The 25770-nt window shown below is 55.3% G+C and carries 31 protein-coding genes and 1 pseudogene; 18 read left to right on the forward strand and 14 right to left on the reverse strand.

Annotated elements, in window-relative coordinates; genetic code table 11:
- Positions 1 to 26: 26 nt before the first annotated feature.
- The 5 genes from A4E19_01965 to A4E19_01985 all read left to right on the forward strand — a co-directional run bounded on the left by A4E19_01965 (position 27) and on the right by A4E19_01985 (position 2395).
- Positions 27 to 683 (forward strand): riboflavin synthase subunit alpha, encoded by a 657-nt coding sequence (locus A4E19_01965; GenBank protein OQW34249.1) that lies wholly within the window; start codon positions 27 to 29, stop codon positions 681 to 683.
- Between the two features lie 122 nt (positions 684 to 805).
- Entirely contained in the window at positions 806 to 1084 is a 279-nt protein-coding gene (locus A4E19_01970) for an excinuclease ABC subunit A (protein OQW34250.1), read from the forward strand.
- 8 nt (positions 1085 to 1092) lie between these two features.
- Positions 1093 to 1395 carry an XRE family transcriptional regulator gene (locus tag A4E19_01975; GenBank protein OQW34251.1) on the forward strand — a complete coding sequence of 101 codons (303 nt, stop codon included), beginning with the start codon at positions 1093 to 1095 and terminating at the stop codon, positions 1393 to 1395.
- Positions 1385 to 1603 carry a hypothetical protein gene (locus A4E19_01980; protein OQW34252.1) on the forward strand — a complete coding sequence of 73 codons (219 nt, stop codon included), beginning with the start codon at positions 1385 to 1387 and terminating at the stop codon, positions 1601 to 1603. The genes A4E19_01975 and A4E19_01980 overlap by 11 nt, the downstream gene beginning before the upstream one ends.
- Positions 1604 to 1900: 297 nt before the next feature.
- Positions 1901 to 2395, forward strand: coding sequence for a hypothetical protein (locus A4E19_01985; protein OQW34253.1), 495 nt, complete (start codon positions 1901 to 1903; stop codon positions 2393 to 2395).
- Here the strand turns inward: A4E19_01985 and A4E19_01990 are convergent.
- The gene (locus A4E19_01990; GenBank protein ID OQW34254.1) at positions 2379 to 2567 is read right to left on the reverse strand and encodes a hypothetical protein; all 189 of its coding nucleotides are present in this window, start codon (positions 2565 to 2567) and stop codon (positions 2379 to 2381) included. The genes A4E19_01985 and A4E19_01990 overlap by 17 nt on opposite strands.
- Positions 2568 to 2770: 203 nt before the next feature.
- On the opposite strand from A4E19_01990, the gene A4E19_01995 reads away from it, so the two are divergent.
- The 3 genes from A4E19_01995 to A4E19_02005 all read left to right on the forward strand — a co-directional run bounded on the left by A4E19_01995 (position 2771) and on the right by A4E19_02005 (position 4029).
- Positions 2771 to 2965 carry a hypothetical protein gene (locus A4E19_01995; GenBank protein OQW34255.1) on the forward strand — a complete coding sequence of 65 codons (195 nt, stop codon included), beginning with the start codon at positions 2771 to 2773 and terminating at the stop codon, positions 2963 to 2965.
- Between the two features lie 270 nt (positions 2966 to 3235).
- On the forward strand, positions 3236 to 3664 hold the full coding sequence (locus tag A4E19_02000; protein OQW34256.1) for a hypothetical protein: 429 nt from the start codon (positions 3236 to 3238) through the stop codon (positions 3662 to 3664).
- A gap of 2 nt (positions 3665 to 3666) precedes the next feature.
- The gene (locus A4E19_02005) at positions 3667 to 4029 is read left to right on the forward strand and encodes a hypothetical protein (protein ID OQW34257.1); all 363 of its coding nucleotides are present in this window, start codon (positions 3667 to 3669) and stop codon (positions 4027 to 4029) included.
- A 93-nt stretch (positions 4030 to 4122) separates the two neighbouring features.
- Here the strand turns inward: A4E19_02005 and A4E19_02010 are convergent.
- From A4E19_02010 to A4E19_02030, 5 genes and pseudogenes are all read right to left on the reverse strand, one after another.
- A pseudogene (locus A4E19_02010) lies at positions 4123 to 4402 on the reverse strand (addiction module antitoxin RelB).
- The gene (locus A4E19_02015; GenBank protein ID OQW34258.1) at positions 4403 to 4651 is read right to left on the reverse strand and encodes a hypothetical protein; all 249 of its coding nucleotides are present in this window, start codon (positions 4649 to 4651) and stop codon (positions 4403 to 4405) included.
- 31 nt (positions 4652 to 4682) lie between these two features.
- Positions 4683 to 4916 carry a hypothetical protein gene (locus tag A4E19_02020; protein OQW34259.1) on the reverse strand — a complete coding sequence of 78 codons (234 nt, stop codon included), beginning with the start codon at positions 4914 to 4916 and terminating at the stop codon, positions 4683 to 4685.
- Positions 4913 to 6802, reverse strand: a complete 1890-nt coding sequence (locus A4E19_02025) for an acetyl-coenzyme A synthetase (protein OQW34260.1) — start codon at positions 6800 to 6802, stop codon at positions 4913 to 4915. Before A4E19_02025 ends, A4E19_02020 begins: the two co-directional genes overlap by 4 nt.
- Positions 6803 to 6847: 45 nt before the next feature.
- Complete coding sequence (locus tag A4E19_02030; GenBank protein OQW34261.1) at positions 6848 to 7057, reverse strand: hypothetical protein; 210 nt, start codon at positions 7055 to 7057, stop codon at positions 6848 to 6850.
- Here A4E19_02030 and A4E19_02035 point away from each other — a divergent pair.
- A complete protein-coding gene (locus A4E19_02035) occupies positions 7035 to 8366 on the forward strand; it encodes a hypothetical protein (protein OQW34262.1) in 1332 nt (443 codons plus the stop codon). The genes A4E19_02030 and A4E19_02035 overlap by 23 nt on opposite strands.
- Here A4E19_02035 and A4E19_02040 read toward each other — a convergent pair.
- The gene (locus A4E19_02040; protein OQW34263.1) at positions 8363 to 8599 is read right to left on the reverse strand and encodes a hypothetical protein; all 237 of its coding nucleotides are present in this window, start codon (positions 8597 to 8599) and stop codon (positions 8363 to 8365) included. The genes A4E19_02035 and A4E19_02040 overlap by 4 nt on opposite strands.
- Before the next feature lie 74 nt (positions 8600 to 8673).
- Here A4E19_02040 and A4E19_02045 point away from each other — a divergent pair, with 74 nt between their 5' ends.
- From A4E19_02045 to A4E19_02070, 6 genes are read left to right on the forward strand one after another with little or no spacing between them, the layout of a single operon-like run.
- The gene (locus tag A4E19_02045) at positions 8674 to 9237 is read left to right on the forward strand and encodes a hypothetical protein (protein ID OQW34264.1); all 564 of its coding nucleotides are present in this window, start codon (positions 8674 to 8676) and stop codon (positions 9235 to 9237) included.
- A 40-nt stretch (positions 9238 to 9277) separates the two neighbouring features.
- On the forward strand, positions 9278 to 9892 hold the full coding sequence (locus A4E19_02050) for a penicillin-binding protein activator LpoB (GenBank protein OQW34319.1): 615 nt from the start codon (positions 9278 to 9280) through the stop codon (positions 9890 to 9892).
- Between the two features lie 54 nt (positions 9893 to 9946).
- Complete coding sequence (locus tag A4E19_02055) at positions 9947 to 11395, forward strand: hypothetical protein (protein ID OQW34265.1); 1449 nt, start codon at positions 9947 to 9949, stop codon at positions 11393 to 11395.
- Entirely contained in the window at positions 11392 to 12531 is a 1140-nt protein-coding gene (locus tag A4E19_02060; GenBank protein ID OQW34266.1) for a hypothetical protein, read from the forward strand. The genes A4E19_02055 and A4E19_02060 overlap by 4 nt, the downstream gene beginning before the upstream one ends.
- 32 nt (positions 12532 to 12563) lie before the next feature.
- Positions 12564 to 12833 carry a hypothetical protein gene (locus tag A4E19_02065; GenBank protein ID OQW34267.1) on the forward strand — a complete coding sequence of 90 codons (270 nt, stop codon included), beginning with the start codon at positions 12564 to 12566 and terminating at the stop codon, positions 12831 to 12833.
- 4 nt (positions 12834 to 12837) lie between these two features.
- Positions 12838 to 13281, forward strand: coding sequence for a hypothetical protein (locus tag A4E19_02070; protein OQW34268.1), 444 nt, complete (start codon positions 12838 to 12840; stop codon positions 13279 to 13281).
- Between the two features lie 28 nt (positions 13282 to 13309).
- Here the strand turns inward: A4E19_02070 and A4E19_02075 are convergent, their stop codons facing one another.
- The 5 genes from A4E19_02075 to A4E19_02095 all read right to left on the reverse strand — a co-directional run bounded on the left by A4E19_02075 (position 13310) and on the right by A4E19_02095 (position 19357).
- Positions 13310 to 14185 carry a hypothetical protein gene (locus A4E19_02075; GenBank protein ID OQW34269.1) on the reverse strand — a complete coding sequence of 292 codons (876 nt, stop codon included), beginning with the start codon at positions 14183 to 14185 and terminating at the stop codon, positions 13310 to 13312.
- A gap of 4 nt (positions 14186 to 14189) precedes the next feature.
- The gene (locus A4E19_02080; protein OQW34270.1) at positions 14190 to 14897 is read right to left on the reverse strand and encodes a hypothetical protein; all 708 of its coding nucleotides are present in this window, start codon (positions 14895 to 14897) and stop codon (positions 14190 to 14192) included.
- The gene (locus A4E19_02085) at positions 14894 to 16219 is read right to left on the reverse strand and encodes a glycosyl transferase family 2 (protein ID OQW34271.1); all 1326 of its coding nucleotides are present in this window, start codon (positions 16217 to 16219) and stop codon (positions 14894 to 14896) included. The genes A4E19_02080 and A4E19_02085 overlap by 4 nt, the downstream gene beginning before the upstream one ends.
- A complete protein-coding gene (locus A4E19_02090; GenBank protein ID OQW34272.1) occupies positions 16216 to 17460 on the reverse strand; it encodes a glycosyl transferase in 1245 nt (414 codons plus the stop codon). The genes A4E19_02085 and A4E19_02090 overlap by 4 nt, the downstream gene beginning before the upstream one ends.
- 235 nt (positions 17461 to 17695) lie before the next feature.
- On the reverse strand, positions 17696 to 19357 hold the full coding sequence (locus tag A4E19_02095; GenBank protein ID OQW34273.1) for a preprotein translocase subunit Tim44: 1662 nt from the start codon (positions 19355 to 19357) through the stop codon (positions 17696 to 17698).
- A gap of 158 nt (positions 19358 to 19515) precedes the next feature.
- Between A4E19_02095 and A4E19_02100 the strand changes: the two genes are divergently transcribed.
- From A4E19_02100 to A4E19_02110, 3 genes are all read left to right on the forward strand, one after another.
- On the forward strand, positions 19516 to 20691 hold the full coding sequence (locus tag A4E19_02100) for a hypothetical protein (GenBank protein ID OQW34274.1): 1176 nt from the start codon (positions 19516 to 19518) through the stop codon (positions 20689 to 20691).
- A 256-nt stretch (positions 20692 to 20947) separates the two neighbouring features.
- Complete coding sequence (locus A4E19_02105; protein ID OQW34275.1) at positions 20948 to 21781, forward strand: hypothetical protein; 834 nt, start codon at positions 20948 to 20950, stop codon at positions 21779 to 21781.
- Positions 21782 to 22090: 309 nt separating this feature from the next.
- A complete protein-coding gene (locus tag A4E19_02110) occupies positions 22091 to 22924 on the forward strand; it encodes a hypothetical protein (protein ID OQW34276.1) in 834 nt (277 codons plus the stop codon).
- Between the two features lie 665 nt (positions 22925 to 23589).
- Here the strand turns inward: A4E19_02110 and A4E19_02115 are convergent.
- Both A4E19_02115 and A4E19_02120 read right to left on the reverse strand, forming a co-directional pair.
- Complete coding sequence (locus A4E19_02115; GenBank protein ID OQW34277.1) at positions 23590 to 24192, reverse strand: urea carboxylase-associated protein; 603 nt, start codon at positions 24190 to 24192, stop codon at positions 23590 to 23592.
- Positions 24179 to 25021, reverse strand: coding sequence for a hypothetical protein (locus tag A4E19_02120; GenBank protein OQW34278.1), 843 nt, complete (start codon positions 25019 to 25021; stop codon positions 24179 to 24181). Before A4E19_02120 ends, A4E19_02115 begins: the two co-directional genes overlap by 14 nt.
- Positions 25022 to 25770: the final 749 nt, after the last annotated feature.

The raw sequence follows: 25770 nt of genomic DNA on the forward strand, positions 1-25770 counted from the left end.
AAACAAATCCTCGTGAGGAAAGACTGATGTTCTCTGGCATCGTTGAAGAAATGGGCGGGATTACCGTCCTGAGAAAAACGCTGGCGGGAGCCAAGCTCACGATTTTGGCCTCGACCGTGATGGGCGACCTCAAAGTGGGTGACAGCGTCAGCGTGAATGGAATTTGTCTGACGGTCGTCTCGAGGAGCGAGCGTGACTTTTCCGTGGAAGTCTCGCCTGAAACGCTCTCGGTGACGACGCTCGGCAGTTTCGCCGTAGGCATGCCGGTCAATCTAGAACGAGCCATGAAGCTCAACGAGCGCATCGGCGGGCATCTGGTGGCCGGTCATGTGGATGGTGTGGGTGTCATTCGTACCCGACATCAAGACGCCAATGCGATCATCCTCACCATCGAAGCGCCGCAAAACATCCTGCGATACTGCGTGGTAAAAGGTTCCATCACGGTCGATGGGATCAGCTTGACCATCAATGACGTGAGCGACAATGGGTTCTCCGTCACCATCATTCCGCACACCGCCAAAGTGACGACGTTAGGTCTGAAACAGGTCAAAGATACCGTGAATCTGGAGTCCGATCTCATCGGCAAATACGTCGAGCGCCTGCTCCAAGAGCGTGGGCAGGTTTCGCCGAAACCGGCACCTGTTATCGACAAAGACTATCTTCAGAAGCGAGGATTGATCTGATCGCTGCGAATGGGACGCGTTTCTGGCTGCCACCGTGCTCAGCCGCATCTCTTCTTATACATCTCATCTGAGCAATAGCGGATGCTTGACCTATACCGCGTAGCGGAATAGACTGACATCTGATGATACGGTCATTCCGGTCGAAGGCGACCGAGTCACTGTTTGCCGATGAAGAGGTGCCCCGCTTTCGCGCATTTGAGAGGATGGCCAGACGAAAGCTATTGCTGCTCCATCGGGCGAAGTCGCTGGATGATCTGCGCGTTCCGCCAGGAAACCGTTTAGAAGCCTTGCGTGGAACTCGAAAGGGACAGTACAGCATTCGTATTAACGATCAGTGGAGGATTTGTTTTGTGTGGGCTCAGGGCGATGCCCGTGATGTCGAGATTGTGGACTACCATTGAGGTGCACTATGGCGCGAAAACGCTTGCTGGAGCCGATACATCCGGGTGAAATTTTGTTTGAAGAGTTCATGAAGCCAATGAACATCAGCATTAATCGGCTTGCCCGTGAGATTCATGTCTCGCCGGGCCGGATCAGCGCCATCGTTAATGGAAAGCGTGCTATCACAGCCGATACCGCGCTCCGGCTCAGCCGGTATTTGGGAACGTCGTCGGATCTCTGGATCGGACTCCAGGGGGAGTTTGACCTACGAGTCGCCAAACGTACGATAGGGTCAGAAATCGAGAGGCATATCCAGCAATATGTTGCGTGAGATCGCATGTTCAAAAGTGACGACACTTGGTCTCAAGCAGGTGAATGATACGGTCAATCTCGAATCAGACCTCATCGGCAAGTACGTCGAGAGCCTGCTCCAAGAGCGTGGCCAGCTTCCCAAACCCACCGTCAGCATTGATAAAGATACCTGCAGGAACAGTGCTCAACTTAGCTGGGGAAGTGCTGTTCGCCCACCGCTGAGTTAAAACCTCTCGGCTCCCTCGAAATCAACCCTACCGCTAAATGTAATCAATTCTTAGGAGCCTGGCTAGGTGAGACTTGACGGAGCCAATAGATCGGCCGAGAATATGCTGCGCTGGTGCCGGTTCCTCACGATCCAGAAATTACTCGGGCACAAGGACGTCAGTATGACGATGACTTACACCCATGTGCTTCACCGTGGACCAACAGGTGTCTGCAGCCGGTTGATCAGCATGTGAACCCATTCATGGGACGGGTGTTATGCGGACCGGCCTAAACATAGTTAGCCAGGCAGAGAGACAATGACGCCAGACTGCACCGAGTTGGAGTGGATGTACCAGCCAGCAGACCTCTTTGAGGCGGTGCACCGCTCTGCCAACACTGAGTATGAGCTAGTCATTGAGGATGGCCGAGTCGTTGCGACTCTGACCGTCCCTCAAAATCCTGTTGCCGAAGACCTTGAGGGACAGATTGAGGCGCATGTTACCTCAATTTTCCTGGTAAGACAGCTTCAGGTGCATCGCACGTACACGCTTCAAGGGCCGCGCGTCTACCAGCATGAGAGAGGGCAGAGAAACGTGGCCATCCGTGTTAGCTCTGTGCTGAGTGCGGAATCCGTTGGTCAACCCGACATTATTCTTCGAGACCAGTCTGGTAACATTATGCGGGACACGAGAGCCGAACGCATCGCCGCGTACACCTCTATTGGAATCCATCACGCCCAAGCTGACCCGATCGACTGTACTGCATCGGCTGTTCACGAGCTATTCTCGGTCCATATCAGATCCAAACAATGAGCTCGTCCACCTTTACGAGATCCGGGATGCCCTTTCCCAACATTACGGCGGCGAGCAGAAGGTTCGTGCTACCTTGAACATCAATCGTGCCGAATGGCAGCGCCTTGGCGTCCTCGCAAACGTTGAACCCCTGCAACAAGGGCGGCATCGCGGCAAAAACATTAGCGGCCATCGAGTCGCCAGCAGCGGGGAGTTGGAGGAGGCTCGAAGCATCGTCCGCAATTGGATCATGGCCTTCGCGCAGACCCTCTGAGGAACGAAGGAACCGGCTAACCACACCCTGCGGCGGACCGGGGCAGAGCGGTGGTGTACGGCTTGGGGGCCCCGTCACGGGTGGGGTGCAGTGCGTTAGACCGACATCGAGGAGAGCGTCAGATGAGGCGGGACTTGGACCTGATCCGGAAGATGCTGCTGGCAATCGAGGATTCCCCTTCTGGATGGGCGCCTGACATCAAGATCGATGGCTACTCGGACGTACAGATCGGATATCATGCACATCTGATGATCGGCGCCGAGCTTGCTCGGGGCAGCGATGTTAGCACTATGGGGAACCAGGCACCTAAGGCATGATCACAAGCCTCACGTGGGAAGGCCATGAGTTCACCGAGGCGGCACGAGATGAGAGGCGCTGGAAGAAGGCCGTGGGCATTGTGGCCGAGAAGGGCGGGAACATCACACTCGATGTCATGAAGCAGCTTCTCATGAGCCTCATGAAGGGAACCTTGGGACTCCCGTGAGCAAGGAGCGGTTCAACAATCGGTTGGAATAGGTGAACGCGGTGTCAGCGATGGTCGTTTGACGCTCACTCCCCGTGAGCCCTACTGAAACGGTTTTCAGCCAATGACAGCACCACAGGTATTTATCTCGTATTCTGGGCATGATTCATTTGAGACGAGCCTGCTGCAATATGCGATCGAGACCCTGCTCAATCGTGAGGGAGTGGTCGCCTGGACATTCCAACGAGATCAGGTTCGTTCGGAGAAAGAAATTGCAAACAGCTTAAAGCAACGGGTCCGTGAATCGGTCGCCACTATTTTCTTGGTTTCACCAACTACTCTTGATGGTGGAGCGACTCAATGGATGGAATTGGCCTATTCCGACGCATTCGACGTGCCCACTTTTGTGCTTTTACACCATTTGGAGTACGAAGAACTCAAAGCGAAGGAACGCGGCGTTCCTCCACTGCTTCTGTCCAGTCAGTGCAATTCGGCGCATGACTGGAAGCGCATCGTGGAGGATATACGCAACCTCCTAAACAAGGGGAAGTAGCAATGGCCGAAAAGATTTTTCTTTCATACGCACAGCAGGACCGCAAGATTGCAGAACGGATTGAGGGTTACCTGCGAAAACATGGAATCGTCACTTCGCCAGAGGTGGAGTTCTTTGATCCTCAGAAGGGCATTCAAGCTGGAGATAATATTCGCGCGATTCTTAAAAACGAGATAGCGGCATCAAGCACAGTTGTAATCATAACGTCCCCCAATAGCGCTCAATCACAATGGGTTAGTTACGAAGCGGGTATGGCATCTGCTCTAGGAAAACCCATTGTCGTGGTTGGTGTCGGCGGCGTCGGGAGCAAATTTGCTCAAGCGCTCGGCGATGTTCGAACAATCGAAATAAAGGACGAGGACTAACCTCACGCTCCAGTCGAGGCCACAAAGCGGCGCAGCTGAGCGCTTCTAGGTTGGGGTCGGATCTTGAATCGTGCACGTGGATGTTAACGCGGTCTATGGAATTCTCTGTACGATATCCTCATACACCGTCTTGCGATGTTGAATTCCTAGGACCCACACTTCTTCTCCTTCGATCTTATACACGACGCGATAGTCCCCGACACGGAGCTTCCAGTAGCCTCTCAATGTCTTGCAAAGAGGTGTGCCGTATTGGTGCGGAGCACGAGTCAAGCGCGACTCAATGGTTCCAGCAATCCGGACGTGGAGATTTTGAGGAATAAGGGGGGGTATCTTCGTCCGCGACGGCAGGGTGGTACCGAAGTGCGAAGGACACTTATCGTCTCAATCGTTTGAGCGGTGCCCAGGTCTGAGCATGTGTTAAGGCTTTCTTTCTGTCGAACGTCTGCTCTCGATCTTTGGCCAGACCTGCCAGTGCTCGATCTTCTTCGGCTTCCAGTGCGTCTTTGACGAGATCCCGCACCTTCAGCGAAAGTGACACGCCATCCCGCTTCGCCCAATGCCGGAGCTCCTCGTAAATCGGTTCTTCCAGGACGACATTCACGCGGTGATTTGTGGATGCCATTAAAAGTCCTTTCTACAGAGTATGGGACTCTTTACGGCTCATTACGAGCAGACGAACGGTAGGCAACGTGAAGAGCCAAACCTAAGATCACGGAGAAAATGATCCCGACGCCAAGCTGAAAATCGAAGCTCAGTGGCCCAACATAAATTTTATACAGCTGCAAAAGGATCAGGGGGAGGACAACCGCCAGGACAAGCGCGATCATATGCCGTCGCAAATAGATCGGCTCCCCTGGCTTTCTCCCGCCCCTTCCCAATGTCGTCACTCCTCGATCGTGGAAATATCGCCCGGGTCTTGTCCCAGTTCTTTCGCCTTCAACACGCGCCGCATGATTTTTCCGGAGCGAGTCTTCGGCAGTGACGACACGATGTCGATTTCAGACGGGACGCCGATCTTGCCCAATTCTTTCAGAACTTGATCCTTGATCGATTTGATGAGGGCCGGGCTTTCCTGCTCTCCTTGTTTCAAAATGATGAAGGCCTTGATTGATTCACCGACTGTCTTATGCGGCTTGCCGATGACCGCTGCCTCCGCGACGGCAGGGTGGCTGACTAAGGCGCTTTCGACTTCGGCGGTTCCAAGCCGGTTGCCCGCGACTTTGATCACGTCATCCGCACGTCCCATGAACCACATGTAGCCGTCTGAGTCTTTGTGACAGACATCGCCGGCCGTATAACAATTAGGGATCGTATTCCAGTAAGCCCTGTACCGCTCCGGATCTTTGTAAATCGTACGCATCATGGAGGGCCACGGTTTTTTGATGACGGCGAAGCCGCCGGCGTTGGCAGGGAGACTGTTTCCCTCGCGATCGACGACGTCGGCTTCAATCCCCAAAAAGGCGCGCGTGGCCGAGCCGGGTTTCAGCGGCACGGTGGGAAGCGGGGAAATAAGGATTGCCCCCGTTTCCGTCTGCCACCAGGTGTCCATGATCGGTTTGTCCCCGCCCGTCACGCGGTGGTACCATTCCCACGCTTCAGGGTTGATCGGTTCTCCGACACTTCCAAGAATACGAAGCGTCGAGAGATCGAATTTCTTCGGCCAGTCTTCGCCGTAGCGCATGAGCAGGCGAATGGCGGTCGGGGTCGTATAGAAAATCGAGACCCCGTACCGTTCGATGAGATCCCACCAGCGCCCAGGATTTGGATGATCCGGTTTCCCTTCCGCGGTCAGAATCGTGGCCCCATTAAGAAGAGGACCATAGACGATATAGCTGTGGCCTGTGACCCAGCCTGGATCAGCTACGCAGAAATACACGTCCTCATCTTTCAGGTCGAACACATACTTCGTCGTCGTATAGGTGCCGACCATGTACCCTCCATGGACATGGACCACACCCTTCGGCCGGCCGGTCGTGCCGGAGGTATAGAGAATATACAGCGGTGCTTCGGCATCCAGCTGTTCTGCTTCGCAAACCGGTCGTTCATGCTCGACCCACTCCTTCCAGTCGATTTCCTTCGGAGCGGCAAGGGGAGAGTCGGTGATCAGGCGGCGTACGACCACCACATGGTCGATCGTCGGACAGGTTTTAAGGGCCTCGTCCACGACCGATTTCAATGGGATGGTCTTGCCGCGGTCGAACCCGACATCCGCCGTAATCACAAGCTTGGCCTCCGCATCGTTGATACGGCTGGCCAGGGCTGGGGCGCTGAACCCTGAATAGACGACACTGTGAATCACGCCGATTCTGGCGCACGCCAGCATGGCGATGACTTGTTCAGGTATTTTGGGCAAATAGATGGTGACACGATCGCCTTGTCGGAGACCCAGCTTTTTCAGGGCGTTGGCGCAGCGGTTCACCTGCCGGTACAGTTCCGCATAGGTGAAGATGCGTTCTTGATCCTGTTCGCCCACCCAGATCAATGCGACTTTGTTCTTTCGCCAGGTCTTGAGGTGACGATCCAGGCAGTTGTAGGCAATGTTGCATCGTGCGCCGACGAACCATTTCGCCCAGGGATAATTCCACTCCAGCACCTTCTCCCAAGGAGTGAACCACTCCAGCTCCTTGGCTTCACGGTTCCAAAACGCTTCAGGGTCTGCGATGGATTTCTTGTATTCGGTCTCGTAGTCTTTGATATAGGCTGCGGCGATTGTCTTGGCGGTCGGCTGGTACGTCCGACTTTCCTTCAACAAGGTCTCGATCTGTTCGCTCATGGGATAGCGTCTCCTTCTTCAGCACAGTCTATCGCCGACGCGCAATTATGGAGAAAGTCGCGGGCGCCTGCAACCATGCAGTTGCGCCGAAACCATTACGGCGATGGCGTTGGCGAATTCCTCTCGACTCAGTTTCTTGACACCCCGTCTGAGCGAGAGATAGGCTAATTCGATGATCAGCGCCAGATATGTTGCGAGGAACTTCTTGGTGATTTTCTTTAGCCCACTCTTAGTGGGTGCGTATCTCCTCGGCATTGCCCCATTGATCAGTTTCTCGACTGCAGAGGCCCAGTTGGGGAAGCCGGAAGGTCTGTATTACAAGTCTTGGGCTATCATCATCGGCATCGAGCACTACGTTTTAGCTCCTCCCATTCCAGGGGCGATCAGCGATGCCAAGCAGGTTGCCGAGGCGTTTCGGCGCTTGGGGTTCGAGGAAGTGGTCGAGCTCTACGACAAAGATGCCAGTTCACGGCGTCTCCACCAGCTTCTCAACGACATGTTGCCGAGAAAAGTTGGGCGCATGGACCGGCTCGTGATTTTCTACGCGGGCCATGCCGGCTTTAGCCAGGATGCCGAAGGACAAGACCGTGGGTATCTGGTGCCGTTTGATGCACAGGTCAATAACGTGACGAAGTCAATCACGGTCGACCACTTGAAAGAATTCACGAGGCGCTCGGCTTCCAAGCACATCGTCTTGATTTTCGATGCGTCGATGTTCGGATGGGAGACCACCGAGCCTCCCGGGCTTTCGTTGGAAGGACGGCTGGCCCCGGAATCCGATACGGAGCGGCGTGCAGTCCACGTGATTAGTGCGGCAGGGAAAGGAGAGACTGCCGTTCGCTCCGAGAAGGGGAGTCGTTTTGTCGAAGCCTTGCTGGATGGACTTTCAGGCTCCGCCGATCTGGATGGAAACGGCTGGCTCATGGCTTCCGAGTTGGGAACCTATCTGTCGCGACAGATTGAGACGGCCTCCAACGGAATCCAACATCCGTCCAGTCTACGCATCGACGGCGATGGAGACGCAGTGTTGGTCGAAGGACCCAGGTCGGCGTTTACGCTTGGTGTCGCACCTCAGACTCTTGCTGAACGGCAACGGGAGGCCAAGGCTCAGTACGAACGGGCCTTTGCGTTGTTACGGGAAGGCAGGTCCGCAGAAGAGGCGTTGGAGCGACTGGACCGTGCGATCGGTTACGATCCCACCTACGGAGACGCCTACGTTCTGAAAAGCTATGTTCGACTGGAAGTGGTGCCGAACCTAGACGAAGCCTTGGCGATCGGCCTCCTTGCGGTGAAATATGCGCCGGGGAACCCGGATTCGTTTTACACGCTGGGTTTGATCTACGAAAAGCACGGCAAATTTGCAGAGGCGGAATCGGCTTTCCGGCAAGCATTGCGCGTGAACAATGACTATCAGGACGTCTACTTCGCGTTGGGAACACTGTATGCCGATCATCTGAATGATCATCCCAAGTCGATGGAAGCGTTTCGCCGGTACTTGGAACTGGGAGGTACGCATGCTCGTGCCCGTGCTGCCGTTCATGAAACCGGCACGATGGTGCCTTAATCCTTTTCACCGCCTTTCAGGTATCCGAGACCGATCTTGACCGCTCGACGGGTGATTTCCGCCCAGCGTGCTTGGGGGTAAGCCGAAAGCACCGCCGCCGCTTTGGGATCCTGGATCTCAAGGTTAAGAATTCTAATGACCCCGTCGTCAATCTGAATGTCTGCCACAGATCCCCCCTTCCATGATGTAACCGCTCGAAGCACGGCGTTGCGTTGACTGATATCAGGACCCATGTTAGCATGACTCCAACGTTTTTTCCCGGGACGTTAATCCTAGGAATGAGTACTTATATCTCAAGGAGGATTGTATGATCCGGTCACACGCGATTCAATCAAAGCTGGTCGGTCCTGGTCTTGCGATCCTCATCATTGGATTGGCGGCTTGTGGCGGTCCTCCGAAATGGGTCGAGAAGGGGTCTGGAGCCTATAACGAAAAAGACAGCAAAGCTTTTTATGGGGTAGGGGCGGTCGCGGGGGTCCGTAATGCGCCGCTTGCCTGGGATACGGCCGAGAATCGCGGGAGGGCGGAGATCGCCAAAACATTCGAAACCTACACCGGGTACCTGATGAGAGACTATGCGGCCTCGACGACGGCCGGAGATTTTACCAGGAATACGGAAGAGCAGAATGTGGAGCGCGCCATCAAGACCATTACGACGACCACACTTAGCGGAGTCCGGAAAATCGATCAGTACATGGATCCCAAGACCAACACTTATTACGTCCTGACCAAGTTGAGTCTGGAAGATATGAAAAACAACTTGGAGCAGGCCAAAGAGCTAAATTCACAAGTACGGGACTTCGTCCGGAGGAACGCCGACCGCCTGTTCGAACGGTTGGAGCAGGAAGAAGAAAAGCGAGGCGTTCGCTAAATCCATGGAGCATGAGACGCTTTTTTCTTCCCGGAGGTTCATGGTGACCAAGACATTTCGTCCTTCGCTTGTCGTCACGGCGAGCGTAGTTCTGGCGTTGTCCGGGTGCGGACACGAAACCAAGGTGACTCGGGTCGATACCGGGCTCGTCACCGACTTGAGCGGTCGGTGGAACGACACGGATTCCCGGATGGTCGCCGAAGCGATGGTCAAGGATGCGCTGCAATATCCATGGCTCGGGAATTTTGAAAAAGCGAACCAACGTCAACCTGTCGTCGTGGTGGGGACGGTCTTGAATAGCAGTCATGAACATATCAGCGTGCAAACCTTCATCACGGATTTGGAACGAGAACTCACCCATTCCCAGAAAGTCACGTTCGTGGCCGGCAAAGGTGAGCGGGATGAGATTCGGACCGAACGGAAAGAGCAGGCCATTTACGCGCGCGAGGACACTCAGAAAGCTCCCGGAAAAGAGACAGGCGCCGATTTCATGATGAAGGGGACGATCGCCACCATTCTTGATGAAGCCGACGGAACCAAAGCGGTCTTCTATCAAGTGGATCTTCAGATGATCGATCTGGAGAACAATGCGAAGGTGTGGTACGGGCAGAAGAAGATCAAGAAGGTGGTTGAAAAGAAACGCACCGTCTTTTAAGTTCCACGGACACTGTTGAACGCAATCTTCCCACGCTTTGCCCACGGGGATCCTGTGCGGTGGGGCGTTGTCACCCCGATCTCGTTACTCCCGTTTCTTGCCGTTCTCCTGTTTTTGACCGGATGCGGCCCTGCCGTCAATCGCTACCTCCTTGTCGAACAAAGCCTCGTCGCCGGTGATCCGGAACGCGCGGCGGCGATCATCGAGCAGACCAAGAAAGAATATGGCGCGAAGGGCCGCTTGCTGTACGAAATGGATCGAGGATTGGTGCTGCAGCTGGCGGGTCACTATCAGCTGAGCAATGCGGCATTGGAGCGGGCGGAAGAGGAGGTCGAGCGGCTCTATACGAGGACCATTCGCGCGGAAACCGCCGCATTCCTCACCAACGACAACGTCCTGCCGTACGAAGGCGATGCCTACGAGCATGTCATGATCAACGTGATCAAGGCTTTGAACTATGCGGCTCAAGGACAACTTCTGGACGCTCTGGTCGAGGTGCGACGGATCGATCATCGGTTGAATGTGCTCGGCGACCGGGTGAAGGATACCCAGAAGTACCGGACCGACGGGTTCGCCCGATATGTGAGCGGAGTGCTGTACGAGGCCTCCGGTGATCTCAATAATGCGTTCATCGCCTATCGCAACGCGTATGAAGCGTATGAAAGCATGCGCGGATGGTCGAGGACGCCCCCTCCGCCATCGTTGCGCGCGGATCTCCTGCGCACGGCCGAGGCCCTCCATTTAGCGGCGGAGTTCGAGGGATATCGGCAGGCATTTCCCGATGTCGCTTTGCAGCCGTTCTCAGACCAAGAGCAATTCGCCCAAGTCGTGATGATCAGTTATAATGGGCGCGCCCCACGAAAAGAGGATCTCTTCTTGGACTTACCGATTAGTCTTGATGCCGTACAGTTGGTCCTACTGAATAGAGGAATTTTCCAGTCGCCCTATCCGCGAGATCGTGTCGCGGACAGTGTTCTGTACGGACTCAATGGGCGGGTGGTCCGCGTTGCACTCCCGCGGTTGGTTCCGCAAAAAACACAAGTGCCATCTGAAAACATGACGCTGACCGATTCGACCGGCCGTGCGGTCACGGTACGATCTGAATTAGCACACAATGTCACGGCACTGGCGGAAAAAAGTCTTTCGGAGCGTTTGCCGGCGATCACGGTGAAAGCGTTGGCTCGATCTGCGACGAAGTTCGCGATGGCTGAAGGAGCCATGATAGGAGCGCAACAGGCTGCGGGGAGAGATGCCGCGCCGTGGGTCGGACTGTTGGTCGGGCTTGTGACTCATGGGTTGGCTGTGGCATCTGAGGAAGCCGACAAACGGAGTTGGCAAACCTTACCCGACGAGATTCATGTGGCGCGGGCATGGGTTCCACGCGGTGAGTATCGCGTGGCCATTCAACCTTCAGGACAAGGGGTAACGTCGGCCAAAGATGGGCAGATGGTCGCACTGGAGGCAGGCCAGACGATGTTCATCATCCAACGTGTGATGCAATGATGCACGCCCGTGGTTCGCCCATCAAACAAGCGTCGGCGTTCTTCGTCTGCCTCTGGCTGATCGTGTCGGTATCGGCGGGCTGTGCATGGTTCACTGGAAAAGAAAAGCCGGGGTGGGTCGATGGTCGGAGCTTGGAATATCCATTGGCTCAATACTTAACCGGAGTGGGACAAGCGGACAGTCGAAACAACGCAGAGGATCAGGCCTATGCGGCCGTGGCGCGTATTTTTAAGGCTGAAGTGGCGGCGCAGGCGAAGGACTGGGAGTCGTACTTGGTTGTCGAGAACCGCGGTGTCTCGAACGCCGAGCGACGGCTCACGATCGACAATGTGACGAAGGTCTCGACCGACAAGGTGCTTGAGAATGTCAGAATCGCGGATGCCTGGTACGACCCGGACAGTCGGGTGCACTACGCGTTAGCCGTGATGAGTCGTTCCCAGGCTGAAGCTTCGTTGATGGAGAAGCTTTCGGCGTTGGATCGCGCCATCGAAGCAGATGTCACCGAGTCACGGCATGTGGCCGACAAACTGGCCAAGATCCGCACCCTTCGACGGGCCGGGAGAAATCTCGTTCTGCGCGAGGTGTACAATACGGATCTCCGCGTGATCCGCCACACGGGGCTCGGAATCCCATCCTCTTATCAGGTAAACGAACTGTCAGGTGAGTTAGAGCAATTTCTTGCCTCGAATCTGGTGCTTGCGGTACAAGTGTCCGGTGACCAGGCGGAGCCGGCAGGGCGCGCACTGGCGGAAGGACTTATTCGGGAGGGACTTCGCGTGACCATCCAGATGGGACATGAAGAGGCGGATCCGACGGAAGTGATCATTCGAGGCACGGTCCGTCTCTTTCCTGTCGAGGTCCATGACCCGAATTTCAAATACGTTCGATGGTGCAGCGATTTCGAGATCGTGGAGCCGGGGACGCGCCGGGTCGTCGGGGCCGTCGCCCGTGGCGGTAAAGAAGGGCACTTGACGGAGCGTGAAGCGACGGCGAAGACGCTTCGTGTGATGCGGCAAGAGTTGTCGTCGGATGTCGCGAAGGCGATTGCCGCGCATATCTTCGGCGAGAGCGCGTTGCCAGAGGCGGCGACGATGCCGGCAAGTTGCCCGCGAGAAGCGTCAGGGATGAGGCGGTGAACGATATTCTTTCATGAGGGGAGGCAGCGATCGTGAAAAAATCAGATGAACTATCCGTCAGTCGTGCCCCGCGCAGCAGGGGGCGTGGGTTGACCAAGACCGGACAAAAGATCTCAAGCCGTCTGGCCAAGCGGCGATTGAACGAGCGACTGAAGGAAGACACGGTGTCTTTCAATAAAGGTAATCTAGCCGATACTTTGAGAAAAGAAGGCTACGAAGAGGTACCGCTCGATGAACTGCAAGACCGGCTCTCGAAGCTCGAGGGTCCGCTCGCGGAACTCATTTTGAAGGGGAGGGTGTAACGGGATGCCATACTACTACTTTGACTCCACCGCACTCATCAAGCGCTACAGCATGGAGCGGGGCACGAGAATCGTCAATAAGCTGATGGTGAAACGTGGGAAGGTCGCGATTGTCCCGACCTGGACGGTGACGGACTTCTATTCGATTCTCTGCGCACGCGCCCATGAAGGGCAGATTACGCGGGACGATTGTTATTCGGTGCTCTATAAGTTCGAAATCGAATCCAAGCAGGGGCTCTATCAGTTTATCGCACCCACGACGGAGACCTACTTGGCGACGAAAGAGTTGGTTCTGGAGTATCCGTTCCTTCGTTCACCGCAGGTGATGCATCTTGCGCTGGCGTTGGAGTTGAAGCCGTTACGATTGACCGTCGTCAGCGCGGATACCCAGCTTTTGGCGGCGTCAAAGACCGCGGGATTGCACATTGTCAATCTGGCGGAAGACTAGCATCGCCGAACCATTCTCACGAATACGGTCATGTGGCGCGGATATTGAGTGAGCGACCGCTGGAGGTTTCCTCCGACGCCTGTTTCAGCAAGTCCAGAACCGCTCGATTCCAACCGGCAGGACCGATGCCTGGTGCGCGAATCAAGTTGGGCAGATTGATATCAGGATCGTAGGAGCCGTCCGGTTTCTGTACCAGCACCGGATGATCAACCGTCAAGAGGAGCGGGAGATCGTTCAGACTGTCGCCGATGCCGATGGTTTCGACCTCGTCCGATGGGTCGGCCAGTCGCCGTTGCCGTTTGTAGCAGCGGAGCAGAATGTCGGCGGCCCGACCCTTGTCGTTGTTTCCCGTCAAGTGAAAGAAACGTCCGCCTCGAGTCCAATTCAAGCCACGTGTCACGACCTGGCGGCAGACTTCTTCGATCAACTTAGGGGGGCCGTTCACCAAGAACGGCTCATCGAATTCCCGCAGCATAGCCCGCAGCGCATCTTCCCGGGAGAGTCCTGTGGTGGCCATGACTTCGTCGACCGACAGATCGCCGAAGCCTCGAAGCGGTGTGCCCACCGCTTCTTCGATCTGCCGGAGTACATCACGCAGCAGCGCGTAAGGGGTCCCGAGTTCGATGACTTGATAGCCGGAACGGCGCCGCGACCGTTCGAGGGGAAAGTCGAACGTATCGAAAGGCACGAACACCGCCGCGCCGTTCTCGACGATGAAGGGATTGTGGTGATCGAGACGCTCTCGCAGCGGTTCGATTTCCGCGCGGGTCTTTCCGGAGACGAGAATGATCGGAACGTTCTCCGAGCGGAGCGCGCTCAATGCCGGCCTCGCCTCGTCAAAGGAATAGGTGTCGTTGTCCAGGAGACAGCCATCAAGGTCTGAAAATAAGATATAGCGTGACATGGTTTTAGAGATGTCGTAAGTCCTCGTTGATGTGCGACCGGGAATGTCCGGCCAGACGTCGCTCCAGAAAATCCTTAGCCAGATCCTTACCGCCCAGCCCCAGCGCCAGCGCGGCGGCAAGAACAAGTCCTCCCCAGGTAATGCCGAATCCGACGACGACGATGTGCTGGGCGATTCCCAACTGCTCGAGCGCCATGGCAACCGTGAGGAGCTGAATGCCCCAACGTGTCCCGGCTGCGATCCAGCGGGCCGGCGGCAACCCGGCGTTCACGGCCGCGATGAGGACCGCCTGAGATACAAAATTCGAGATGAGATAGCCGATGATCCCGATCACGGCCGCTGTGACCAAGTGCGGGATGTAGGACAACAGTGAGTGAGCCGCTTCATTGATCGGGGCGACGTCGAGCGCGCCCAGCGATGCCGTGGTGGCAAAGATGACGATCAACCAGTAGGTAATCCTGCCGATGATATAGGAGGGGTCGGATTTGATGCCACCCCTCAGCAGGGCCGACGCGATCCCGATCCGATCACAGAGCCGATCCAGACCGATGACGCGAAGCAGGCGTTCCATCAAATGTCCCATGCCCCAGGCGACGCCCAGGCCGACCAACAAAAGAATCATCATGGCCAGGATATTAGGAAGAATGGCGAAGACGCGTTCACCGAGAGCAGCGACGGGTCCAAGTAACGTGTGTTCCCAGGTTGAAGTCATGGCTGGCTCCTTTCAGGCCTCGCGGGGGTGGCGGTGATGACGTCCCGCGCATCATGAGACTGAGGCCAACGAGTCACAAGATAGTCCTTCTGTTTCTCGAAAGTTCGGCACAGCGTTTCGATGAGATGTTCCGCTTCCGCGGTCGTCAATCCCTGACTGTCCAGCACGAATGACGCAGTCTTCCCCAAGTAGAGAGGGGTCAGCGCTTTCAGGAGATGTTCTTGCGGGAGCACGCTCCGATGATGAGCCAGGGCGGCGTCATAAATGATTTGGGCCCACAACGAATCGGGAATGCGGAAATCGCGGATGGGGCTGTCCCGAAGGCGGGACAGCTGATCCAGTGCGTCTTCAGAGAGAATGCGCGCCCAAATATCGTGGAGGTCCGTCAGTCCGAGATGAAACAGGTCCACCATCCGTTCGACGTTCACATTTACCGGCTCCACGCCCACTTCATACTGAAAGCCGAAGAGCGGCACTTTCCGCGAGTCAGTGATGGAGAGCCAAGTGGGGGCATGGGCTTCCATCAAGGCGAACAAGGCGCCCACAACCTGTCTCAGCATGGAGGACAGGTCGGCGGCAGGGTCCTTGGGATCGTGAATCTTGGCCCCGAGAAAACTCTGACAGACCCTGGCTCCGCTCGTAATGGCTTCGGTCGTCATCCAAATGTCGATTCCGAAGCGCGCGACATCCGACTCCCAGACGTGCTTTTCGAGATAGTGCTGGGCCAGGTCTCCGGTGAATCCGAAATCGCCGCCGATCGGCTGACGGACCTCCTGACCATAGAGGGCTCGGGTGAGGGGATAGGCGATACTGTTGGTGATGGTTCCGTCGTACTTATGGCGCCGATAGAACGGAGCCACATAATCGTAGCCTTCCTTGATGATCGGATGAAGAAGCAATTCCATCCACTCGGGCGTGATACTGCGGACGTCCGAATCGACGACGGCACAGGCTTTGACCTTGAGCCGACGAGCGATCTCGAAAATCGTGCGAAATGCACTGCCCTTGCCCGGAATGCCATGGTAAGGTGTGATAATGCGGTGCAATGTGCTCTGCCGATCGCTGATAAACAGCGGTTCGAGATCGACCATCGTATGGGCGACGATGGCCGGGGTGTTGTCGGAGGACCCCCCGTCGGCATTCACCAGGACGGCTCGCTGACCGTGAAAGTACTTTGCCAGGCCGGCACCGACGGCACGGACGACATGCCCGATGGTCCCGGCATTATTGAAGCTGGGGATGCCCACCAGAATGTCGGCGCTGCGGACCGCTCCGAGCAGCTCTTCGGTTTCAGGTGTGAGCGGGATCAGGCCGGTGTTCATGAGACAGGTTGCCTCGTTTCCGCCGCGGGGTCCCAAGCATGGTCTTGCTCGACGGCATCCATCAGCCGATGAAAGATGTCGGGTACGGCATGGGTGACGCGGCTCCAATTCGAAATCATGGGGACGCCCAACGGGTCCTCGAGAAAACTGTCGGTGGCCAATGTCATGCCACGCAGAAACACTTCGACGGCCCGCCGCTCTTCATGGCGGTCGAAGCGCAAACTGTTGATCGCCGCATCATTTTCATACCGACTGATGGCTTCTTGGGCGGCCTGCAGGTATGTGGCCCGCAACGTCTTGAGCGTGCTTTCCGAGAGGACCAGCCCCTCGCTCGCTAGGTTGCGGAACAGCGATTTTGTGATGTCCACACACATTTTCAACAATCCTGCATCCGGATTGTGTGTCGACAAGGTTTGATGCTTGTGCTCATAGGCATCGGCGATATCCGCTTGACAGATCCGCCGGAGCGCGCAGTTACGGTACACCTCGGCCAGCATGCCGACTTCCAACCCCCAATCCCCGGGAATGCGGTTGATCCAAGCCAGATCCCGCACCATCGCGAATTCACCGGCAAGAGGGTATCGAAAACTGTCCAGAAACGAGAGAAGGGAATGCGGTCCGACCAGCAGCTGCAGGCTGCGAATCAGCGGCGTAATGAAGAGACGCGTCACACGCCCATGCATCCGGTCCGTCACGCGGCTGTAGTATCCTTTACAGAATTCGTACGCGAGGTTCGGATTCGCGACGGGGTAACAGAGGCGAGCCAGGTATTGGCGGTCGTAACTCACAATGTCGCAATCGTGCAGGGCGATCACCTGACTCTGGCCGCGGGCTAAGACATAGCCATAGGCCGTCCAACATCCACGTCCCTTGCCTTGATGTCCGATGTCGATTTCATGCGAGACCAACACATTCAAGATGGCTTGGATCCGAGCGCCGTCGTTCCAGATGACGCGAACTCTTTGAGGGAGCTGGGAAAAGAACTGTTTGGCCAACCTGAATTCCAATGCTGACGCTTGATCCAGTGAGACGACGATTTCGTTGATGTAGCGAACGTCACTCAAGATTCCGACGATGCGTTTGAGCGCAGGCCGCTCCAGTTCCGCATAGAGCGATGGGAGAACCAGTGCGATGGGAGTCGTCTTCGCGTACCGTTCGAGTTCCTGCTCGAGCTGCTCGGTATTGGATTGGCCGAGACGGTGTAGAACGGTCACGACCCCATTTTGATAAAAATCCGACACAGTGACCTCTGGATCGCTGATTATTGCTGAAAGCCGGTCCCGCGTAAAGTCAGATAGATGAGAAGAGTCGGATTATTTCCCGGCCATGCCAAAGAGGGAGAGTGCAGGGAGTATACCATCGCTGACCATTGGCGGAAACCCTAGAGTCTCATCGCTTCCTGCCGATTTATCCGGTAGTCAGAGAGAGTCTGCTAGGGAGATGTAGGGAAAAACAGGCAGGGGTGGAGGGATTCCCCTATGGTTTGTCCGTGGAAAGCTTCTTGCCCAAGCGCCTTGCCAATCGGACCATTCCCGGAGATCGATCGCTTGGGCTCAACAGGACATTGAGGAGGTGAAGCTGGCTTTGATCGGCGAAGGCGATGGCCAGGTTCTGTTCGAACTCCCGTTGTGTGCTGACCCGCGAACCCCGTCCCCCTCCTATCAGATCGCACACTTTGTCATATTGCCATTCATGGACATCGTTGAAGGGGCCCTCCAAGATTTCTCGTTCCGTCGAATAGCCTCGGTTATTGAGAAGAATCACAATCGGGGACTGACCGTAACGGACGCAGCTCGCCAATTCGGTTCCCGTCATTTGGAAGGCGCCGTCTCCCACCAGGACGATCGGCCGCAGGCTGGGATCGGCGAATGAGGCGCCTAACGCCGCTGGGACGGCGAATCCCATGGATGTGTAATAGGCGGGCGAGAGGAACTCGAATCGATGACGCACATGCAGGTCCGCTGCGGCGAAGAGGGATTCACCCACGTCCGCAATCACGACTGTCTTCTCGGTCAGCACCGTATCGAGATGGCGGAACAGCCCTTCGAGGGTCACCGGTGCATTCAAGTCCGGCGTCGATGGCACCGTCACTGCTCGGCTTGGGAGTGCGCGCTGGGAATGCGAAAAGGAGGGGAGCGGGGACCGCACCAGGCCTTGGACGAAATCCTGGAACTTGATCGACTCATACCGATGGTGTTTGATGGCAACCCGGTCGGCTGTGGCATGGATGGTGCGACCTTCGGACAGTAACGGTGATGTGGCATCCAGATCTTCCACGTCCGACAGAATGGACCCCAGGATCAACAGGCAGTCGGAATCGTTGATGAACTGCTGTACTTGCTCGCGTCCGATCAGCCCCCCATAGACGCCGACATAGAGCGGATGGTCCTCTCGAATGATCGATTTCCCGAGCAATGTCGATGCGATAGGAATGTTGAGCCGCTCGACCAAGCGAGCCAGATCGTCTTGCAGCCCGAACCGCCCGACTTCCGCTCCAACCAGCATGGCCGGTCGTTTGGCCGACGCGAGCATGATCCGCACTTCACTGAGTGCCTCTTCCAACGCGGCCGGGTCACTCGGCTGGTCTTCGATGCAAAACGGCCGCATGCCGCCTGTCAGCGGACAGTGGACCATGTCTCTGGGGATTTCGATATAGATGGGGCGGCGGTAGCGCAGCAGGGCGGCAAAGGCACGATCCATCTCACGCTCGGCGGTCAACGGATCATCCAGCGTGACTGCGGCAACGGTCATTCGTTCGAAGACTTCTCGTTGCGTCCCGAAGTCTCGAACCATGTGATGCAAATAGGGCGTGCGAGTGCGTTCCGAGAGACCTGGCGAGCCAGTCAAGAGAACCACCGGCGACCGCTCGGCATAGGCGCAGGCAATGGCATTGACGGTGTTGAGCCCGCCGACACAATACGTCACGCATACGGCTCCGATGCCGTTGATACGCGCATAGGCGTCTGCCGCAAACCCGGCGCAATCTTCCCTGGTCGTCCCGATATGCCTGATCGGCGAGGTTTCGATCAGCTGATAGAGAGAGAGGACGTAGTCTCCCGGAATACCAAAAATATGACGGACACCCAGCCGATGCAGGCGGCTCAAGACGGATGACCCGATCGTTGCGTTGTCACTCATGTAGGGCGTTCGATCGTGATGGAATGTGCTGACTTCAGGAAAACATACTGAGGGCGGTTCGTCAAGCAATGACCGCACGATGAGCGAGGGTTGCCTCTATGCCGGATGCGCGACCTTTCGCTCGCACTGTCCGTCAAAACCTGTCAGGATGGGCAACCATGATTCCAAACGCACAGGTTCGCCTCAATTTACTCCGCGCCCCTGAGGGGCACCATCTCTGGCTCTATGCCGGCCATCTGGGATCGGCGGCCGGCGAACCGGTTGCCGGCGACGTAGTCGACGTCCTCACCGCAGATGGTCGTTTCTATGGTCGTGGTCTCTACAGTCCTGCCTCGAAAATCAGAGTTCGTCTGCTGACATTCCGAGACGAGCTGATCGATGAGACCTTCTGGCAGGGGAGAATTCAGGAAGCGATCCGCTTGCGCCGACGAGTGGCCACCCAATCGAATGCCTATCGCATGATTTATGGAGAAGGGGATCGGCTGCCCGGGTTGATCGTCGATCTCTATGATCAGTTGCTCGTCATGCAGACCCTCTCGGTTGGCATGGATCGCCGGAAAGAGCTGTTGGCTGATCTCCTGATGAAGGAGTTAAACGTTGTCGGCATCTATCTCCGAAACGATGCCAAGAGCCGGCAACTGGAGGGTTTGCCGCTCGAGCGAGGGTTTCTCCGTGGCAGCGGCTCAACGCAGGTTGAGATTCAAGAAGGACCTGCGAGATTTGTCGTGGATGTCGAGAGAGGGCAAAAAACCGGCTGGTTTTGTGATCAAAGAGAGAATCGGCTGGCTGCGGCCAAGTTTGCAGCAGGAGCCGAGGTGTTGGAAGTGTTCTGCCATACCGGCGCTTTCGGTATTCATGCGGCTCTGGCCGGGGCGCGGTCCGTGGAAAGTCTCGACGTCAGTCACGATACATTAGAGACGGCTCGCCGACATGCGGCGATGAATAAGGTGGAAAACCGCTGCACGTATCGCCAAGCCGATGCGTTCGAGGAAATGCGGCACCTCGTGAAGAGCGGGCGACGTTATGATCTCGTGATCCTCGATCCACCGGCCTTTGCACGGACCAAACAAGTCTTGCCTGGTGCGTTGACTGGATACAAAGACATTAATCTGTTGGGGTTGAAACTGCTGAAGCCGGAAGGGTTTTTGGTGACATGTAGTTGCTCGCATCCGGTCTCAGAGACGGATCTTTGGAACAGCATCCGGCTCGCGGCGCGCGATGCGAAGCGAGACATCCGACTGATCGAACAACGGGGCCAGAGCGCCGACCATCCCATCCTCGCCAGCATGCCGGAGACGCGCTATCTGAAATGTTTCATCGTGCAGGTGTTGTAGAAGGCTTCAAGTAAGTTTATCCGGATTTCGAGCACCGGCTCATTTCGATGCTTGCTTAGACGAACGTCCTAATCAGCACGCTGCACATGATTCTGAAGCGCTCCTGGTAATTCGAGGAAGTCTTTCTAGTGGTTTCCCTAGTAGTCGGGTGTCTCGTTAATGAAGTACGAACAACATGGTGAATTCCCAGCAGGACTGAGTCGGCGCAGGACGAAGTGGGCCCATATGACGAAGAACGAGATTTGGCGAAGCGGCAGTGATTATTGAGAGGAGACAGCAGGCAAGCGTAGATGAAAGCTCACTCGATTCTTCGAGTGAGCAATGTGTCAAGATACTTTGGACAGGAGGGTGGGACTCCACGTTCAGAGTCTTGTACGTGACTTTAGTGGAGGGCAAGAGGATAGAGCCGCACTACGTCATCCATACGGACAGACCATCCAGCCTACGAGAACTGCAAGCGATATCCGAAATAAAGGACTTGCTCAGGATATCCGACAAGAAAGCTTTTGAAAGAATCTCCAGCTTACACATTACGACGGCCAATGAAATACCGGAAGACGAAGAAATAACCAGTTCTTGGAAACGATTAAAGCAGAGAGCCCATCTGGGGTCCCAATATGACTGGTTAGCACGCTATGCAAAATCTAAACACTTGACCGACTTAGAGCTCAGTGTGCACATCGATGACAAAGCCTATTCGTTCTTAAAAGGAAATGTGGAGCAAACTCCGCTCGGGAGCTACAGACTGAAGGAACACGTAACCGGCGATGAAAACATATTCACCCGATTTGCATTTCCAATCCTTGAATACTCAAAGACTGAAATGAGAGACATCGCGAGACAGTGCGGGTTTCTTGAAATCCTGGAGAAATCTTGGTTCTGTCACGAGCCCAGACACGGGGTGCCCTGCGGCATGTGCAAACCTTGTATCTACACAATTGAAGAGGGCATGAGTTATAGGTTTCCAAGAGAATCATTGTTCCGATTTCACGCACGCCGCTACGGCAAAGCGATCAGAGACGCCATCCGGACTCCGTTTCGGTCCGCGAGGAAGTCGCTTTCAAAGGTAAAGGCCCTACGGCCAACCTAGAGTTTGTACGCCACGGTTTAAAGAGCCGGCGCCGAGTGAGACATCGACTTGGAGCAAGAGACCAAGTGCCGATCATCCCAATTTTGCCAGCATGCGGAGGCAGGGTATCAGAATGCTCCAATGTTCAGTATTGTAACTGTATAGGAACGCCTAATTATTAGGACCAGCTTCTGGCGTTATTCTAGATAGGTCCGAGATTGTTTTATAAAGCGAGAGAGTAAACCTGTAAACGGGTAATGGGGACATGCCATGCCGAGGCAGATATCGCGTGATGAGTCTGCCGGGACTTCTGGGAGTTGTTCGTTTTAGATGACCGCTCAAGATATGGAACACGCCAGTAACGGGTACGCCAAAATCCTGTGGACGGGAGGATGGGACTCGACCTTCAGAATCCTGTACGCAACAGTGGTTGACGGCAAGAGAGTCGAGCCGCACTACATCGTCGATACCGGTCGCCCATCAAGCCTGCAAGAGCTCCGAGCGATATCTGACATAAGGCGTGCGCTTAGGACATCCTATCCTGAGGCGTACGAACGGCTTTCTCCCCTGCAAATAACGCTGAGAAACGAGATACCCGAAGATAGGGACATCACGGATGCCTGGAAGCGACTCAGACAGACAATGGAATTGGCGAGGCAATATGACTGGTTGGCACGCTACGCCAAATCCAGAAACTTAACCGCCTTGGAACTCGGCGTTGAGACGGATGGCAGAGATGACGGGGTACATTCATTCCTAAGAGAGAACGTTGACCGGACTCCCTCCGGGACCTATCGGTTAAAGCGCGAGGCCGCGACCGGGGGCGAGCTGTTCGCGCGATTTGAGTTCCCTATCCTGGACCACACTAAAGTAAAAATGAGAGAGATTGCGAGGCAACGAGGGTTTCTGGAGATCCTGGAACAGTCCTGGTTCTGCCATGAACCGATCAACGGTCGGCCTTGTGGGATGTGTAATCCTTGCGTCAGCGTCGTTAACCAAGGCATGGGATATCGACTGACGAAAAAAGCCTTGTTCTGTTGTTATGTGGTTCAATTTGTGCGGAAGTCGCCGCTTTCCAAACTCAACCTGCCCCGACAACTCTACCATTGGGTACGCCATAGCTCGCATTCAACGAAGTCACCACCAGTAAAGGCAGGGGTGTGAACCAAAGTCCCGTGGCTTCCGGTGGACTGCGGCGTGAAACTGCACAAATCGGCCCACGCGATTTTCGAACCCACATCGTGTGGGTGACCAGATATCGCTGCAAGATCCTTGTCGAGGGTGACCTTCCCCCGTTGCGACAGAGCTCTGGGATTCCGATCCCCGCCTGAGCATCCTTGAGTTACTGCAATGATCTGTTCTCCGTGTGCCGTTTCCGTGTCATGGCCCCTCCTGTGAGGCCCATCTCAGCACAGGAAGTGCGGAAATACCATCCTGTCTACCACTCACCGAGATCGGGCTCCACGGTGATCCCATCAAAATACGGCGTGAGTTTTGGCCGTGGGGATGATCAAGAAGAACACGAGTTGGAGGGTGGAAAAGCTTCGGGTCTGGGTAAAGGTGTATGGGGGCGCCGCGGCATCTGATCAACGGGCTACGTTGTGTCCACGACCTGAAAAGATCCTCAGGTGGTACGTTGCTCGGGCAAGGGAAGGAGGATGCGGGACAGCGCAGCTTGAATTCTGAGATTCATCGCCTGTAAAGGCGGCGAATCTTTAAACAGATGAGTCTTTGTTGCCTCGATGCCTCTAAGAGGTTCTAGCGGGAATGCAAGCGGAACCATGTAGCGTAGCAATGGAAAGGAGAGGATGTGAATAATTGTTGGCTCGTCAGCCAATGATCGAAAAGTCAATCGGTTTGAAATGTCCGTTGTTTGACCCTTCGGCGGAGCAGGCTGTGAGGGCACATACCATGTCCATCTCGGCTCGTAGGTCGATGTGGGCACCAGCCTGAGACAGGGGTACACCAACGGTCAATCTTCCCTGTGAATCGATCTTCACGTTCATGAATATATTGAACGTAGTGGAAATGTCGGCTCCTGGAATGCCATGCCCCTGCAAAGAGTGCAGAAGATTCTCGAAGCAGCTTGGATGGTGTCCCTTGTGCTGGTACAGGATCTCAAACATCTCTTGGCTACAGGGAGTCAGTAGGAAATCATGAAGGCCAACCGTATCTTCTATAATCGTGAACATCGGCTTGCTGTTGTTTGCGTAGAGAATGTCACCCGTCGTGAGATAAATCCGGCTCGCGTAATCCAACGAACGACCTGAGGATAGGCGGCAATCATGATCGTGCTCGCCGAATGCAAACAGGTCAGATACCTGTTCTCCCAATGGGTCGATCACTCGTAAGACCTGCCCCCGCTTGATTTTAAATGAACGGCCGCTCTGTGGAGGAATGCGGGTTAAGTGGAGCTGCTCATGCTTTGTCATTTTTTCGTGGATGAAAGGGACAAACCCACGCATCCGAAACAGCCCGGCCGGAATACTGACGCGCTTCTGAGTTCTCTCCAAAGCTGGCTAGCATTGGGTTAATCGAACCCTGGAATGCCACGTCGCGTGTCCGGATGGTCTGCTTCATGGTTTCAAATTTTCCGCGCGCGCGAAGGCGATCAAACTGCTCGTGCAAGTTGAACACCATGGTCGGATACGGGCGGGTTCGTGCAAGACGGGAGGCCTGGGGATGCATGCCGATGACATACATCGCACGCCCTCCGATGCTGAACGAAAAGTGGTGACTCTGAGGGTTGGAATCGACGCTTTTGTCCCAAGCAAAGAAATTGGAATCAAGAGAGTGCATAGCTTGAAGTTGATTCCACAATAGACCTTCGAAGTGCTGTTCCGACTGGATGGTTGGTTCGCGGAACATCGCGATGAAGGTAACAAAATGGTCGTCGGTCGTTTGGAATTCATGGCAAAATTCGTACAGGTCGTAACACACGGCCTGTACGGCACTGTCGCAAGCTAGTTCCGGATACAATCCGAAGCGATAGGTTTTTTGTCTGAACGACGAGATGGCGCCGGTGCAGGGGTAAAACTGCTCCAAGACTTGTTGCCTTAGTTGGCTATGCGCATCAGCCAGTTCGGTATCTACGGGGGCATCAGGCACGAGCGGTCTCGTGATCGCTTCGTTCTTGAATGCGGCATAGCTCGAAAACCGGTTTGCCACAGGATCTACTGATAAGGGGTTCCACGGGCGCATATCATCTCCGGCAATGCCGCTGTTCTCAGTGAGTGGCATGATACGAAAATGTAATTGCATAATGAAATGCCACGGATATCTCTAGTCAAGAGTAGCGGTCACTGGCAATAAAACGGGAATTCCCTGGCCTTCGAGTGACTCGTGTGAATGCCCCTCACGATTGGAAGCCTAAACAGCGTGATCCTCGACGATGCGCGGATGGATAAACCATGCGACCTTTAGTGAGCCCAAAGTATGCATTTGTATGCAACCAATAAGAAACCCCTCTTTTGAACTATATGGATTCGATTTCAACCGTTTGTTCTGCCGCTTTCACTCGTCTTCGCAAAGCAACATGATCGGCCATCCAATAGTCAACGGTCGTCACCCCATGCGCTCTGTCGTCCTGGCGAGACAGGAAGGAAACACCAACAACATTTCTCCTAGAGCGGTACGAAGTCTACTGAGCGCGCGACGGCATCTGGTTAAAGGCTCCATTGTCTAGATGGTGGATCACAGAAGAGCTCACTCAGGAGAATATGTGGTTAGACAAGCTGGAAGATGGGGCAAGCGAAACTCGAAGTGGGTGACACCCGCCTGCAAAAACCATGGAATCTATAAGTCAATTTGTGTATAAGTATTTGCATTTTTTTCTAAACCAGGGCATGAAAATCATATGTAAGCTTCCCTGGACGATGGGACGTCTCCGCCAGGAGGGACGATCGTTGCCGGGATAAGCGGGGGAGTAGTTTATCGATATGGGTGCTGTGGATATGAAACATGAGCCGAGCGACGGATGCGTCCAAACCCTATGGACAGGAGGGTGGGAC

Origin of the sequence: Nitrospira sp. SG-bin1 (assembly GCA_002083365.1) — a bacterium.
Taxonomy (GTDB): Bacteria; Nitrospirota; Nitrospiria; order Nitrospirales; family Nitrospiraceae; genus Nitrospira_D.